Annotated in this window: 14 protein-coding genes (1 of these 14 only partly in view); 2 read left to right on the top strand and 12 right to left on the bottom strand. The window is 37.1% G+C overall.

The genetic code is table 11. The annotated features are described in order from the left end of the window. The 3 genes in view from METBO_RS01565 to METBO_RS01555 are tightly spaced (at most 32 nt apart) and all read right to left on the bottom strand, a layout consistent with a single transcriptional unit that may run on beyond the window. Window positions 1-699 carry the 5' portion of an AI-2E family transporter gene (locus METBO_RS01565; RefSeq protein ID WP_013643912.1) on the bottom strand. It extends 435 nt beyond the left edge of the window, so the window shows 699 of its 1,134 coding nt (coding positions 1-699); the start codon lies at window positions 697-699; its stop codon lies off the left edge, out of view. Then, window positions 699-1,493, bottom strand: coding sequence for a dihydroorotate dehydrogenase electron transfer subunit (locus tag METBO_RS01560; protein WP_013643911.1), 795 nt, complete (start codon window positions 1,491-1,493; stop codon window positions 699-701). Before METBO_RS01560 ends, METBO_RS01565 begins: the two co-directional genes overlap by 1 nt. Window positions 1,494-1,525: 32 nt before the next feature. Beyond that, window positions 1,526-2,428 (bottom strand): dihydroorotate dehydrogenase, encoded by a 903-nt coding sequence (locus tag METBO_RS01555; RefSeq protein ID WP_013643910.1) that lies wholly within the window; start codon window positions 2,426-2,428, stop codon window positions 1,526-1,528. A 54-nt stretch (window positions 2,429-2,482) separates the two neighbouring features. Between METBO_RS01555 and METBO_RS01550 the strand changes: the two genes are divergently transcribed. Together METBO_RS01550 and METBO_RS01545 are read left to right on the top strand one after the other, a co-directional pair. After that, entirely contained in the window at window positions 2,483-3,721 is a 1,239-nt protein-coding gene (locus tag METBO_RS01550; RefSeq protein WP_013643909.1) for an NOP5/NOP56 family protein, read from the top strand. Window positions 3,722-3,995: 274 nt separating this feature from the next. Further along, window positions 3,996-4,661: a fibrillarin-like rRNA/tRNA 2'-O-methyltransferase gene (locus METBO_RS01545; protein ID WP_013643908.1), complete on the top strand. Its 666-nt coding sequence runs from the start codon at window positions 3,996-3,998 to the stop codon at window positions 4,659-4,661. Window positions 4,662-4,737: 76 nt separating this feature from the next. Here METBO_RS01545 and coaBC read toward each other — a convergent pair whose 3' ends face one another. The 9 genes from coaBC to METBO_RS01500 all read right to left on the bottom strand — a co-directional run bounded on the left by coaBC (window position 4,738) and on the right by METBO_RS01500 (window position 13,096). Continuing rightward, window positions 4,738-5,883, bottom strand: coding sequence for a bifunctional phosphopantothenoylcysteine decarboxylase/phosphopantothenate--cysteine ligase CoaBC (gene coaBC, locus METBO_RS01540; RefSeq protein WP_013643907.1), 1,146 nt, complete (start codon window positions 5,881-5,883; stop codon window positions 4,738-4,740). 11 nt (window positions 5,884-5,894) lie between these two features. Further along, the gene (locus METBO_RS01535) at window positions 5,895-6,392 is read right to left on the bottom strand and encodes a KH domain-containing protein (RefSeq protein ID WP_013643906.1); all 498 of its coding nucleotides are present in this window, start codon (window positions 6,390-6,392) and stop codon (window positions 5,895-5,897) included. A 498-nt stretch (window positions 6,393-6,890) separates the two neighbouring features. Continuing rightward, complete coding sequence (locus METBO_RS01530) at window positions 6,891-7,418, bottom strand: PsbP-related protein (protein ID WP_013643905.1); 528 nt, start codon at window positions 7,416-7,418, stop codon at window positions 6,891-6,893. Between the two features lie 24 nt (window positions 7,419-7,442). Next, the gene (locus METBO_RS01525) at window positions 7,443-8,027 is read right to left on the bottom strand and encodes a hypothetical protein (RefSeq protein WP_013643904.1); all 585 of its coding nucleotides are present in this window, start codon (window positions 8,025-8,027) and stop codon (window positions 7,443-7,445) included. A gap of 249 nt (window positions 8,028-8,276) precedes the next feature. After that, a complete protein-coding gene (pheA, locus tag METBO_RS01520; protein ID WP_013643903.1) occupies window positions 8,277-9,107 on the bottom strand; it encodes a prephenate dehydratase in 831 nt (276 codons plus the stop codon). Window positions 9,108-9,160: 53 nt separating this feature from the next. Further along, window positions 9,161-10,375 carry an RNA ligase gene (locus METBO_RS01515; RefSeq protein ID WP_013643902.1) on the bottom strand — a complete coding sequence of 405 codons (1,215 nt, stop codon included), beginning with the start codon at window positions 10,373-10,375 and terminating at the stop codon, window positions 9,161-9,163. Window positions 10,376-10,414: 39 nt separating this feature from the next. Beyond that, window positions 10,415-11,236 (bottom strand): CBS domain-containing protein, encoded by an 822-nt coding sequence (locus tag METBO_RS01510; RefSeq protein WP_013643901.1) that lies wholly within the window; start codon window positions 11,234-11,236, stop codon window positions 10,415-10,417. A 24-nt stretch (window positions 11,237-11,260) separates the two neighbouring features. Continuing rightward, window positions 11,261-12,106 carry a CBS domain-containing protein gene (locus tag METBO_RS01505; protein ID WP_227717232.1) on the bottom strand — a complete coding sequence of 282 codons (846 nt, stop codon included), beginning with the start codon at window positions 12,104-12,106 and terminating at the stop codon, window positions 11,261-11,263. Window positions 12,107-12,145: 39 nt separating this feature from the next. Continuing rightward, a complete protein-coding gene (locus METBO_RS01500; RefSeq protein WP_013643899.1) occupies window positions 12,146-13,096 on the bottom strand; it encodes a CBS domain-containing protein in 951 nt (316 codons plus the stop codon). Window positions 13,097-13,192 lie beyond the last annotated feature (96 nt).

Raw genomic sequence — 13,192 nt, 5'->3', positions numbered from 1 at the left:
TCCTGTCAAAGCTGCTGTTACAAAGTGTCCAAAGAATATGCTCTTCAATACCAGATCAATCTCTTTTAAAAGTGTTTTGAAGTAATGTTTCCTATCGTCGGGTATTATGTAGTTCAGATATTCCCATATTCTGTCACCGTCCCTTGCAAAGTAAAAGGTTGATGCGAAAAATATGAATAGCTGTAAAAGAAGTGTGGGTATCGACTGGACAAACCCTAACAAGTACTCTGTTACACTCCTTACAACATCACCCATTCCAACATATATTGAATTTACAACTGAATTGATCATCTGGGAGGATGATGAACCTGGAAAGTTCTGTTGAATCAAAGGGTAATTTTGAAGTGTTGTACTGTTTAAACTACTTAAATTCAGATTTTTTACAAAAACAATTAAAGACGGTGCTGCAGATATAATTGTGTTAATAAATATGAGTAATATAATAATTAAAGGAAGTATGACTATTATCATACCTACAAAGATTGCTACTGACTGAAACTTGGTGTAAGGTTCCAATTTACGTGAGAGTGGACGTATAGCATACGCAAATATAGCTCCCAAAACAACCATGCTCAACATGGGAGTAAGTAAAACAGCTGATACAACCATTAACAATATTATAATAAAAATTGCTGATGTTATATTGTTTTTAAGTCCATTTATCATATTATATCCCTGTTTAAGTATGTGGTAATCCATTAAATATTGTGTTTAACTCCAGATGCATCACGTTTGTATTTCCCAAATTCTGATATCATTTTCAGCTCATCTGACCAAAAAACAGGACCTTCAACACAAACTCTCCAACCTAGATCATCCACACAGCACTGCCCACAAAGTCCCATTCCACATTTCATGTACCTTTCGAGTGAGAATTGGGCAGGAATATCTAGCTCCAAAACTGTGCTGTACAATTTTTTCATCATAACCTCTGGCCCACATGCGACAACCATATCATAATTTGTTTCAGACAGGGCAATATCTGCAAGTTCAGTTCCAAATCCACAGAACCCATGGGATCCATCATCTGTACAAGTTAACAGTTTTGATCCTGTTTTTTTGATTCGTTCTACGAATAGTAGTTCATTCGCTGTGCCTGCAGCGCTCACTACATCCACTGAAAATCCCCTTCTGGAAGCTTCTTCTGTAAATGCCACAATTGGTGCCATTCCCACACCGCCTCCAACAGCCAATATTTTAGGACCTGCCATATGGAAACCCCTACCATAGGGGCCTCTCAATCCTAGGAGGTCTCCCTCTTTCAGATCATGGACTTGGTTGGTAAACTCTCCCACTCCCCTTATTGATATTCCGATCTCGTTGTTAACTGGATCAATTAGTGAGATGGACATTGGTTTTTCATCCTTGAAATTCCAGACCATCATAAAATTTCCTGGAACTTCTTCATGCACCTCCCAATCAAAAATAAAAGTTTTTACTGTGGGAGACTCTTTTACAACCCTTTTTATTTCTACAATTTTTGGAACGTGCATTTTTATCAGCTTTTATGTTTTTTTTAATTATTTTATTGTTTGTGGGATATTCCAACCATTTCTTCCAGTTTTGTGTATCCCATTTTTTCCATGAATACTTCAAGGTCGTTAACTACCTTCCCAAAAATTTCCATTCCCTCATACATAATTGAGGTACCTATCTGAACACAAGTCGCACCAGCATATATGAATTCCAATACGTCTTCATAGTTCCTTATGCCCCCTACTCCAACAACTGGGATTTCCACTGCATCGAAAACATCGTAAACACATCTAACTGCCACCGGTTTTATTGCAGGTCCTGACATTCCCCCAAACCTATTACTCAAAATTGGTTTTCCAGTTGTGATATCTATCTTCATTCCAGGCCCCAATGAATTTATAAGAGTTAAGGCATCGGCACCAGCATCTTGTGCACTTACAGCAACTTCAACAATGTCAGTGACGTTTGGAGTCAGTTTAACTAAAATTGGAACATTTACAGATTCCTTTACTGCACTGACTATGCTGGATGTGAGCAGGGGATCCTGACCAATTGCTGCTCCACATCCACCCATGGCATGGGGACATGAGACATTGAGTTCAATAGCATCCACATCTTCCTGGATGTGGGTGGCTATTTTTGAAAATTCATCGGGATTTGCTCCGTAAATTGAGGCTATGGCAGGAACAGATCCATCCAGTTTTTTCAACTCCATTTGAAAATTTTCCACACCGGGGTTTGACAGTCCAATTGCATTTATGACACCGCCAGTTACTTCAACGGTTGTGGGGTTGGAATAGCCTTTGTTGGAATTTAAACCAAATGATTTCGTAACCACTGCCCCAGCTCCACTTTTAGCGGCCCAATTAAGAGATGATGCCGTGCTTCCTAATATTCCCGCTGCTAACATCGTGGGATTTTTCATTTTAATACCACATAATTCTATTTCCACTACTGTCACCCCTTGAACAAAGTTTAAATCTTGAAAATACTAAACATTAAATCTATGAAGTGTTATGTAACCTACTCCTTTGCAGGATTCATATGCCTAGATGAAAATTGTGTAGTCTTAGATTATGAACTTTTCCCAAGGGAAAAACTGATAGAAAGGATAGGAAAGATCGATGCTGGAAACCTTAGCATTGAAGAAGAATTTTTGCTCAAAAGAATGGTGGACAACTATGATTCTGTGGTAATAGAAACCAGCCTCCCTCATTCCAAATACTCCCATCTGAAGGAGAGTAATAAATTTGAATTTGAAACACCCCATTTAGGAGGGGAATTTTTCCGATCAAACATGGAAGAAACATTGCTGACAGTTGGATTTCTTGATGAAGATTCAGATCTAAGATCCATACTACAGCAGGTTTCTATCGATCTCACCAACAACAAAATCAGAAAAGCATCCGAATCTGAGGATATGTTCTTGATACAGGCAATTAATTCAATAGAAGAGCTTGATGAAACCATAAGCAAACTGGTTGAAAGGCTGAGGGAATGGTACGCCATTCACTTCCCTGAAATGGATGGTATCAAAAATCATGAAAGATACGCTGAATTAGTTTCTGAGTTTGGTGATAGGGAAACCATAATTAACTCTGGAACATTGAGCGAAGATATTAATCCTAAATTTGTTTCAGAAAGTGTGGGTGCAACCATATCTGAACCTGATCTTAAGATGGTGATGGAATTTGCATCGTCCATTCACTCTCTACAAACCACTAAAAAATCCCTTAACACCTACGTTGATGAGAGAATGGGGGAAATTGCCCCCAATCTAAGGGAACTTGCAGGTGCATCACTGGGTGCTAAATTGATAGCACATGTTGGCGGTGTTGAAAAACTTTCTAAAATGCCATCTGGAACTGTTCAAGTTCTTGGAGCTGAAAAAGCCCTTTTCAGGCATTTAAAGACAGGTGAACGTCCTCCAAAACATGGACTCATCTTCCAACATCCCTCTGTCAGGGGTGCCAAATGGTGGCTTAGGGGAAAAATAGCCAGGACACTAGCCTTAAAAATTTCACTTGCAGTTCGTAAAGATGTTTATTCTGGGGATTACGATCCTGAAATAGTTAAGAACTATGAGAAGAGGGTTGAAGAAATTACGAAGGACAACCCATTCCCTAAAAGATCAAAAAAACCAGATAAATTTGGTGATAAGGATGCCAAATCCGGTAAAAATTCTGGTAAAAAGAAGAAAAAGAAGCGTGACAAGTATAAAAAGAACATTAAAGATTACTATTGAATTCAACATGCCCTGAATTGAATGGATGCACAGGTTGACATCTATCCACATCATGTGTGGAGTGGTCCATTTAAATCTTACCAGGATTAAATTAGAATGTTGGTTTCAAATTTGATATCTAACCCTCAAAATATCATTAAATTGTGCGATATTTTAATATTTATTAGGGATCGTTTGATCACGATATCTCTTGTTTCAAAGGACCAATAAGATATAGTTAAATTTAGATTATTAATTTCCTTAAAAAATTAATAAGAATTGATGGAGTTTTAAAATGGAAAATTTGGAAGATTATACCGGTTTATATGTTTTTGAAGATCATATAGCCACCAAAAACCTTAACATTGGACAGAAAGTTTATGGGGAGAAACTGGTTGAACATGAAGGTGATGAATTCCGTATATGGGACCAACGACGTTCGAAGTTAGGTGCGGCCCTGATGAATGGGATGAAAATTTACCCATTTGAAATTGATTCCAAAATTCTTTATTTAGGTGCGTCTGCAGGAACTACACCTTCACATATTTCAGATATAAGTCCTGATGGCAGTATTTGGTGTGTAGAATTTTCCCCAAGGATGATGAGGAAGATGGTTGAAATTTCTAAGACCAGACCAAATTTGATTCCCCTCCTAGAAGATGCAACCAAACCTAAAAACTACGCTCATCTAATGGAAAAAGTGGATGTGGTCTACTCGGATGTTGCACAACCCCGACAATCAGAACTTTTCATGAACAACATGAACCTCTATTTAAAGTCCGAAGGCATAGGAATAATAATGATCAAAGCCAGGAGTATAGACGTTACAAAATCTCCAAAAAAGATTTTTAAAGAAGAAGAAACCAAATTAAAAACTGGTGGATTTAGAATTCTTGAAAAGATCAAACTCGAACCCTATGAAAAGGATCATCTGGCAGTTGTGTGCGAATTTGCCTTTTAAAAATTTGGAATCTAAGCTCTAAAAAAGAGTCCAAATCCTATTTTCTTAGTTTTCAAAAAAATATATTAAAAAAAAATTAAACCCTTTCAATGATCTTTTCAACTATCTTCTTTGCCACTTCTTGTTTAGAACAGAGTGGAACTGAAGAGGTGTCGTCGTCAACTATGACCACCTGATTTTTTTCTGAACCAAATCCAGATCCTTCAATACTGATATCGTTGGCAACAACGAAATCTGCCCCAGATTTTTCAATTTGTTTCCTTGCAGAAATAACCAATTCCTCCTCTGAAATATTGGATTCTGCTTTAAATCCAACCAGGAATATGTTTGGATTGAGTTCCTTAACCATGTTCAGGATCTTGGGTCCTGGTTTGAAATGGATGATGAGATCATCATCTGAAGAAATTTTTTGGGAATCGGAACATTCTAATTTAAAATCTGAAACAGCTGCTGCAGATATGAAAATATCATTCTCTGGTAGAAGATCTGTGAGTTTATTTATCATTTCACTGGCCGAAGTCACATCGAACCTTTCAAATAGGCTGGGTATTGGGACATCAACCCTGCCATTAACCATTGTTACATCAGCACCTTGTATGAAGGCTTCACGTGCAATTTCAAGACCCATTTTACCAGAACTCATGTTAGTAATTCCCCTAACCGAATCAATTGCCTCATAAGTTCCGCCAGCACTGATGAGAACTTTTTTACCCCTAAGTTTGCCCTCAGATGTTTCTCGTAAAGCTTGGAGTACTATATCATTAATGTCTGGAAATTTAGCCTTCCCTTCTTCCCTTTTAGGCTCTAAAAATAGTATTCCTTCCTCTTTTAATCCATCTATATTCTGTGAAACAGCACGGTACATGGACTCATGCATGGACGGAACAAATACAGTTGGTGTTTGATAGCCAAACCCCGTTATTAAAAGGGTGCTTATTGGATTGTCTGCCATTTTATAGGCAAATTTGCTTATGATATTTGCTGTGGCTGGTGCCACCAATATCAGATCGGTTTGCGCATATTTAACATGTTCAATGTCCCCTGTAAGTTCTGTTACCACCTTCTGACCCGTGGCAAACTCCATGGCATTCGGATGAATTATGTTACATGCATCTTCGCTCATGAAACATTTAACATCAAACCCTTGTCTTTTCAGTTCCCTAGCTAATTTAACACATTCTGTTGCCGCAATACTTCCTGTAACACAGAGCACAATTTCCATTTAACCCACCTTCAGTTTCTGTCAACTACCAAAACAGTTTTTTCGCCTGTTAAAAGTTCAATTATTTCATTAAGCACATCTAATCTTCCAGGAAGCCTTCTTGAATCTTCCTGTACTATCCTGATCTTGTATTTATCATCACCATCTTTACCATAAACAACATTAATTCCTGAAACCCTTGCAGGTGATAAAATATCTTTACTTACAGATTTCAAATCAGAATCTTGACCAACCACCCTAATCTTTTTACCTACAGTTCTGGAAAGTTCCCTCACAATCTTACCATTTTTACCTATGAGTTTGCCAACCTGATCCTGATCTGTGACAATTATAACAATATCCCCAACTTCGATGGTTTTTTTAAATCCAATTTTTCCATCACCAATTTTGAAGAGCACCTTAGCAATGTCTAAGTCAATTTGTGAGATTTCACCACTTTCAAGTTTGTTCTCACATCCCTGACATAAAATTCCACTTTTTAAACAGACATCACATACTGGTAAAACCATTCAAATTCCTCCTTTATTGTTATTTTGCTATCGTTACAGATAATTATTATTTGATTAGGTCCTTGACTCCTAAAAAACAAATTGAGCCAGATAAGAGAAGTATCAAGATAAATAAAAATTCAAGCCAATAACGGAATTAAAGAATAAGAACCTATTAAACTTCATTTAAGTCATAAATTTTTCCCCATTTTGTACATCACACCTGAAACTTTTGATGTGAAAATAAAAACAGGTGATTACGATTTTATTGGGGCTCTTCTTCCATAATTATGAATATAGTGATTTTAATTTGATACTATTTTATTGAATTTTATAATATATAATGTTGCATTGGATGAAACATTGATAAATCACAATTGGCTGTGTATCTAAAGTACATGTAAAAAAAATTAATAAAAAAGGACGAAAACTTTTAATTTAGTTGTATCCATCCTTTAAATCCCTAGAAAGTTTCCAATAAAAAAAATAATTGGCAATTATCTGGATTTTTTAAACCCATTACTTTGCACTGAAACTGTTGATAATCAAGTTGAAATTATTTTGTTCATTCTTGAAATCACTTTGATTGGCTACACAAAGTATCACGTAGATAGTACCATTTTCATTCAACCATACTGCTCTATACTCCCTAGGATTTGTTGAGTTGGTCGCGTAAACATTTTCAAGAGCACCGGTACCGTTCACAGTTATATTTCCTTCAGATACTTGCTGGTATCCAGTATTGTTGAAAAATGTAGCATAGTTTGCCGCATATGCTGCAGATAGGTTGGATGCTGTGGCGTTTGGTTTTTGTATTATCACAACTGTGGATGGACTGCCTGACTGTATAGACTTTGGATCTGCAACTGCTGCTACTGCATTTGGAGCGGTTGGATTGGCAGATGCCCATCCACCAGGATAGTTGAACGAAACATTGTTCTGAGAATAGGTTTGGGTCTCGTTATTATTTTTGTTGTCTGTTACACATCCAGACACCATCACCACTGCACACAGTAGAATAAATAGGATAATTAAATATTTTTTCAATTTTTACACCTCAATAACTGCAAACTATCCTGTGCTGTTACCTGTTTTGGTTGTTGTTCCCGTTGTAGAGGAACTGTTCTTTTTCGTTGTGCTAGTCGTTTTTGTGGTTTTGTTGGTGGTAATTGTCTTGTTGGCAGTTGTGTTCGTGGTGTTGTTTATAACAGGAAATGCACTGTCATTAACTGTCATGGTTACTGATGAATTGTTGGATGGCATACTCATGACATAAACACCATAACCAGTTCCAACAAAAAATGCGGCAACTAAAAAAACAATCAAAGCAACCTTTCCCTTGGACATTCCAGATGATTTTGGTTCAACAGGGACTTTCTTGGGAGTTGTAACATACTTCTTTATCAATTCTTCCTTTTCTACAGTATCTTCTTTCTCCTTCAGAATTTCTGATTCAAGAGGAGTTTCATCTACAGTTTTGCCCTGTAGTCTTTTTATCCGATCCGCAGCCAAAATAGTTGATAATTTATCTTCCAAAACCCTTTTTTCCCGACTATATTGCCTTTTAGATACTTTACCATTGGCAAATTGGGTTTCTAGCTTTTTTAAGCTTTTTAATAATCTATCTTTATCTGAAACTATACTAATCCTCTCCATGTGTAGGAGGTTTATAAAATTTTATCTCCTTACAATTTTTAGGGGTTTCCCAAAAATAGTAAACACTTTTTATTATGATCTACTTTTAAAATATAAAACTTTTACCATGAATCGTTTCCAGATCCCGCAGCAAAAAAATCCATATCTGAACCTTAACAACAATTTTATTGCCAAATATTATGATGCAGATTTCAAGTGGCTGAAAATTTATAGGATTACCCAAAAAAATGTTGTGTTAACTTTTATTCTTCAATATCTCTGCGCAGGATAGGAACCTAAAACCTTCAGAAATCCCACCTTGGATTTTATGACATCTAAAATGTTGCTGATAGATTCATCAGTTCTGTGCCCATCAAAATCTATGAAAAATATGTAGTTACCGAGTTTTTCCTTAGATGGTCTTGATTCAATTTTGGTTAGGTTAATATCCAATTTAGCAAATAATTCGAGTATGTGATAAAGTCCTCCGGGTTTATCTTCCATCAAGGAAAATACCACAGATGTTTTATCGTTACCTGTAAATTCATGATCTGTTTTACCCAAAACAATGAACCTAGTTAAGTTATTTTTGTAATCCTGAATATCCGAAGCTGCAATTTTAAGGCCATAAATTTCTGCAGCCCTCCTTGTTCCAATTGCCGCACTATCTTTCCTACCTCTTACCATCTCTGCAGCTGCAGACGTGCTTGGTGTTGAATTGACAACCACGCCCATGCTGTCAGTGAATTTTCTGCACTGAGAAAGTGCTTGAATATGTGAATAAACATATTTAATATCCTCAATACTCGCGTCTGTATTGATTAAAAGATTGTGACTTATGGGAATTATGATCTCCCTCTTAATTTTTAAATCGTAGTCATGAACCATCAAATCCAAGGTAACACCAACAGGACCCTCAATAGAATTTTCAATTGGCACCACACCCAGATTCACATCTCCGTTTTTAACAGCTTCTAGAACATCTAAAATGGAATCAAAGCCCAAAAGATCATTCCCCACTTGGCTTGCTGCCTGTTCTGTGAATGTTCCTGAAGGTCCAAAAAATCCTATTAGTTCTTGTTTTTGAGTCGTTTCTATCACCTTTCGATGATTGGAACCTTTGTCATCATGAATTTCATCCTCGATGTTTCTGGTCAGTACAATCCGCCCCTTAAATAATTTGATATTCTGTCAGTTGTAGATTGATGTATCCTTCTTATAACTGCTTTCCCATCGTCGAAAGACTGGACAATTGCAACCACACCAAGATCTCTTAAATGTCTTGCAAATTCCTCTGCATCAGTATTATTTTCAACGTGGATTACAATATCTTCAAATGCAGAATTATCTCCTGAAACATGCTTAATTGTATTTACCATTGGAAACAGTATAGATTCTCCCAAGAGGTGTGCCCTTTTTCTTATTTCCTCTTCAGACTCATCAAGTTCAAATGCCTGAAATCCTTCCCTGATGACTCTGCTAAAGAAGAAAGATCTGCCAAAATCAAATGGGTAATTGAAAGCATACTCTATTTCTCCTAGATGTGCTCTGGAGGTTGTGTACTTAACTGGTTCAAGTTCCATTTCTGGATCCTTGATAACCACTCCCTCCCTATCTTCTTGACCCATTACTTGGATGATATCAAATATCCTTTCTACAGCCTCTTCAATTGGTATGATACCATATGATTTAACGGATGGAAGGTTGTAAGAATCTAATAATTGGTATTTTTCTTTTATATTCAGTGGTTCGTTGGTAGTCTTGTACCTCAGATCAAAGATTCTGAATCCTAACTTTCCAATTTCTCTGTAGTGATGGGTCACATATGGATTTTCAGTTCCAACCATTTCCCCGCAGATCACGAGTTCAGGGTTATCATTGAAAAAATCTTCCATATCCAATATTTCAGGAGCTTTTTTGGTGGTGTAAGGACATATGTAACCACCTCTTGTGAAAGCCTTTATTTTTTGGCTTATCAATGCCAGCCTAACATTGTATCCATTCATCTTCTCTTCCACTGCAACTTCGGTTTTGAAGTGATTCACCAGCGATGGATTTAAAAGAAGAGTCCTTCTTATCTTGGGAAATCCCCGGACTATCTCAATTTTATTTCCAAAACAGATCATGGTGCCAGATTCGATGTGTCCAACATCCTTTCTGAACTGAAGCCCCTCTACTCCCTGGCCACTGTAGAACTTGATGTTCCCATTTTTAAAGGATCTTTCAAGATTTTCAGATTTTAGATCCAACATTTTGGGAAGTATTCCAATTATGAATTCTGGCATTGATACTTCAATTTCTTGGCCACATTCATCACAGCTTAAAAAAAAAATTTTGTGAGATTTTGATTTTCCCACTTTAACACTCATATCATGGCCACATCTAGAACATTGGATGGTGGAATGAATTCAACCAACCTCCTCAAGTTCTGCAATGTATTTTATAAGATCGGTCTTGGTGATTATTCCTACCAGTGACCCTTCGTCCTCCACAGGAATACCACTGTATCTGTTTTCAAGCATCATGGTTGAGACTTGTTCCAATGTAGACTCTGGATCAATGGTTCTAACGTTTTGTGTCATGACATCTTCCACCAGTAGGTTTCTTATCCTGGAATTTTTGTATTTGTCAGGCACGATTTTCCTGAAGGATATCATTGCATTTGCAACATCTTTAGCAGTTAAAATACCAACAAGAACATCATCTTCCACAACAGGTAGCCTTCCCACTCCGTTGTCTATTAAACATCTCCTTGCATGTACCAACCTATCTGTTGGACTTACAGTGATAATTTCATCTTGCATTCTGTCGGAAATTTTGGTGACGTTGTATGGTTTTCCCTTGCAGATTTCTAGGAAGCTAGTTTTTGTAAGAACCCCTATGACTTCATCTTTGCTTACAACAGGCATTCCATCGAGTTTTTCTTGGATCATTATCTGGGCAACTGTACCAAGGCTTTGATCTGCTTCTACAACCAGAGGATCTTGTTCCATTACAGTTGAAACATGGAAGTGTGATGGCGGTAGTTTTCCATATTTGGAAGATCCCAGTCTCATGGCTATATCCTTCTCTGTAACCATTCCAACAAGTTCTCGTACATGATCAGAATTGGTGTTGACAACTGGCAGTCTGGATATCTTGTGTTTTTTCATTAGTTTTAGGGCGTCTGGGATGTTCTGATCTTTATCCACCAGTACAATTTCTTCCTTCATTATGTCTTTTACGTGCATTTTATTCCCCCTAAACTTGTTTCATTATTGAATACCTTTTATAAGGTCAGTTTTGGTAATAACACCCACTAAAACATCACCATTTACCACAGCCAATCCATTTATATCATTTTCAATCATCATGTCTGCCGCAGTTGCTGCATCTTCATCTAAAGAAATTTTTATCATGTGGTTTTGCATGATGTCTCCAGCAGTCATCATTGAAACCACTCTGAAATTCTTCTTACTCTGACCATCTTCAGAGTTTCTGATGAAGTAGATCTTTTCAACATTCACCCCGGTCTCAGGATCTTCTATGTAGGCGAAGGATATGTGTTCATGAGTTATGATACCCACAGGCTCATTATCACGAATAACAATCATTTTGCCTATCCTATTATCTTCCATTAAACTTATAACATGGGCTATACTGTGATTTTCATTTACAGTAATTACATCCCCAGTCATAAGGTCTGAAACTTTCCATTTACCCCTTAACTTGTCGGTGTAAATTTTCATTAGGTCGGTTTTCGTGATTATCCCTGCTAGACCATCTTCATCTACTATAGGTACAGATCCAATGTGATTTTTTATTAAGAGCTCAATAACCTTCTGCACATTATCATCAGGGCTTGCTGTAATGGGATTTGAGCTCATAACCCTCTTTATTGATATTTTGTCCAGGGGTCTTGTTTTCCATCGTGGGCCTTTTCCTTTGAGTTTTTTGGTAAGATCCTTCTCTGTTACCATTCCAACCGGTGCCCCATTTCCATCAACCACAACCACCCTACTGATTCCATGGGAAATCATCAGGTTTCTTGCTTGACTCACATGCTGGTTCTCCTGAATCACGAATACTTCAGGATTCATTAATTCACTAATCTCCATCATTCAACCACCTCACAATGGTTTTGATATTTGAACCGAGTATCAGGGTTTTAATTTACTTACAGCCTTTAATATATCCCTTTCAGTGATTATGCCCTCCAATTCCCCGTTGTATACTACTGGTAATCCTCCAATGTTTTCATGTTCCATTGATGTGCAAAGATCTCCGAGTCTGGTATTTGCTGTGGTTGCAACTACATTCTTCTCCATTATTTCAGTTATGGTGGTGTTCAACACATCTTCGGCATCGTTGGAAATCATCCTTTCAAATGCACTGTTTTTTCCTAGGAATTCCAGTATATCTGTTGCAGTGACAATTCCCATTATTTTGTCCTTTTCTGGATGAGAAGTTTTACGTTCTTCCCCAACTACAGGAATTCTCCGTAATTTATTTCGAACCATTATTTTTGAGGCCCCTTCAATTCTAGTTCCCGGTGTTGTTGCAATGACATTCTTTGTCATGTAATCCTCCACAACTTCATCTGTAAGAACACCAGATAACAGAATTACAAAATCCCTTTCAGAAACTATTCCCACCATTTTATGATCTGCATCAACCACTGGAAGAGCTCCAATTTCCTTTTTTCTCATGATATCAATGGCATGATCAATGGAATCCTTATGGGTTATCACCTCAACATCTCTAGTCATAATCTCCTTAACTGATTCATTTATTGCACCAAGGAAATTTCCAGGATATTTTTCCTCCAGAATTTTGTACTTGTTTCCTCCTCCAAGAAAGTCAAGTATGTCCATGGATGTTACTATTCCAAGGATTTGACCAGTTCCAGGGTTGGTTATTGGAAGTCTGCGAAACTTGTTTTTTACCATTGTTTCTGCAGCTTCTTTTATTGTGGTTGTTTGAGGGGCTGTTACCACAGTTTTTTTTGCGATTGACATCACATCGCCTTCGTGTTCAGAGGCATGGGATTCAAATTCTAATGGGCCTCTATCTCTAGATTTTACTAAATTTATGGTTTCTTTTCTTCTCATCAATACACCTCTCGTGAAAGATGAATTAACACCTATTTTTTGTATTATTTTCTGGATTAAATTTGCAATAGAATGCAAGGATTAAAAATGAAGATT

Origin of the sequence: Methanobacterium lacus (assembly GCF_000191585.1) — an archaeon.
GTDB lineage: Archaea > Methanobacteriota > Methanobacteria > Methanobacteriales > Methanobacteriaceae > Methanobacterium_B > Methanobacterium_B lacus.
The sequence above is the reverse complement of the archived record's forward strand: the minus strand, read 5'-3'. Positions and strand labels throughout refer to the sequence as shown.

Bases quoted from the DNA above. Each gene is read 5' to 3' on its own strand.
- METBO_RS01560 (WP_013643911.1), bottom strand. From the start codon at position 1,493: ATGCACGTTCCAAAAATTGTAGAAATAAAAAGGGTTGTAAAAGAGTCT.
- METBO_RS01550 (WP_013643909.1), top strand. From the start codon at position 2,483: ATGAAGTGTTATGTAACCTACTCCTTTGCAGGATTCATATGCCTAGAT.
- METBO_RS01545 (WP_013643908.1), top strand. From the start codon at position 3,996: ATGGAAAATTTGGAAGATTATACCGGTTTATATGTTTTTGAAGATCAT.
- coaBC (WP_013643907.1), bottom strand. From the start codon at position 5,883: ATGGAAATTGTGCTCTGTGTTACAGGAAGTATTGCGGCAACAGAATGT.
- METBO_RS01535 (WP_013643906.1), bottom strand. From the start codon at position 6,392: ATGGTTTTACCAGTATGTGATGTCTGTTTAAAAAGTGGAATTTTATGT.
- METBO_RS01525 (WP_013643904.1), bottom strand. From the start codon at position 8,027: ATGGAGAGGATTAGTATAGTTTCAGATAAAGATAGATTATTAAAAAGC.
- METBO_RS01515 (WP_013643902.1), bottom strand. From the start codon at position 10,375: ATGAGTGTTAAAGTGGGAAAATCAAAATCTCACAAAATTTTTTTTTTA.
- METBO_RS01510 (WP_013643901.1), bottom strand. From the start codon at position 11,236: ATGCACGTAAAAGACATAATGAAGGAAGAAATTGTACTGGTGGATAAA.
- METBO_RS01505 (WP_227717232.1), bottom strand. From the start codon at position 12,106: ATGATGGAGATTAGTGAATTAATGAATCCTGAAGTATTCGTGATTCAG.
- METBO_RS01500 (WP_013643899.1), bottom strand. From the start codon at position 13,096: ATGAGAAGAAAAGAAACCATAAATTTAGTAAAATCTAGAGATAGAGGC.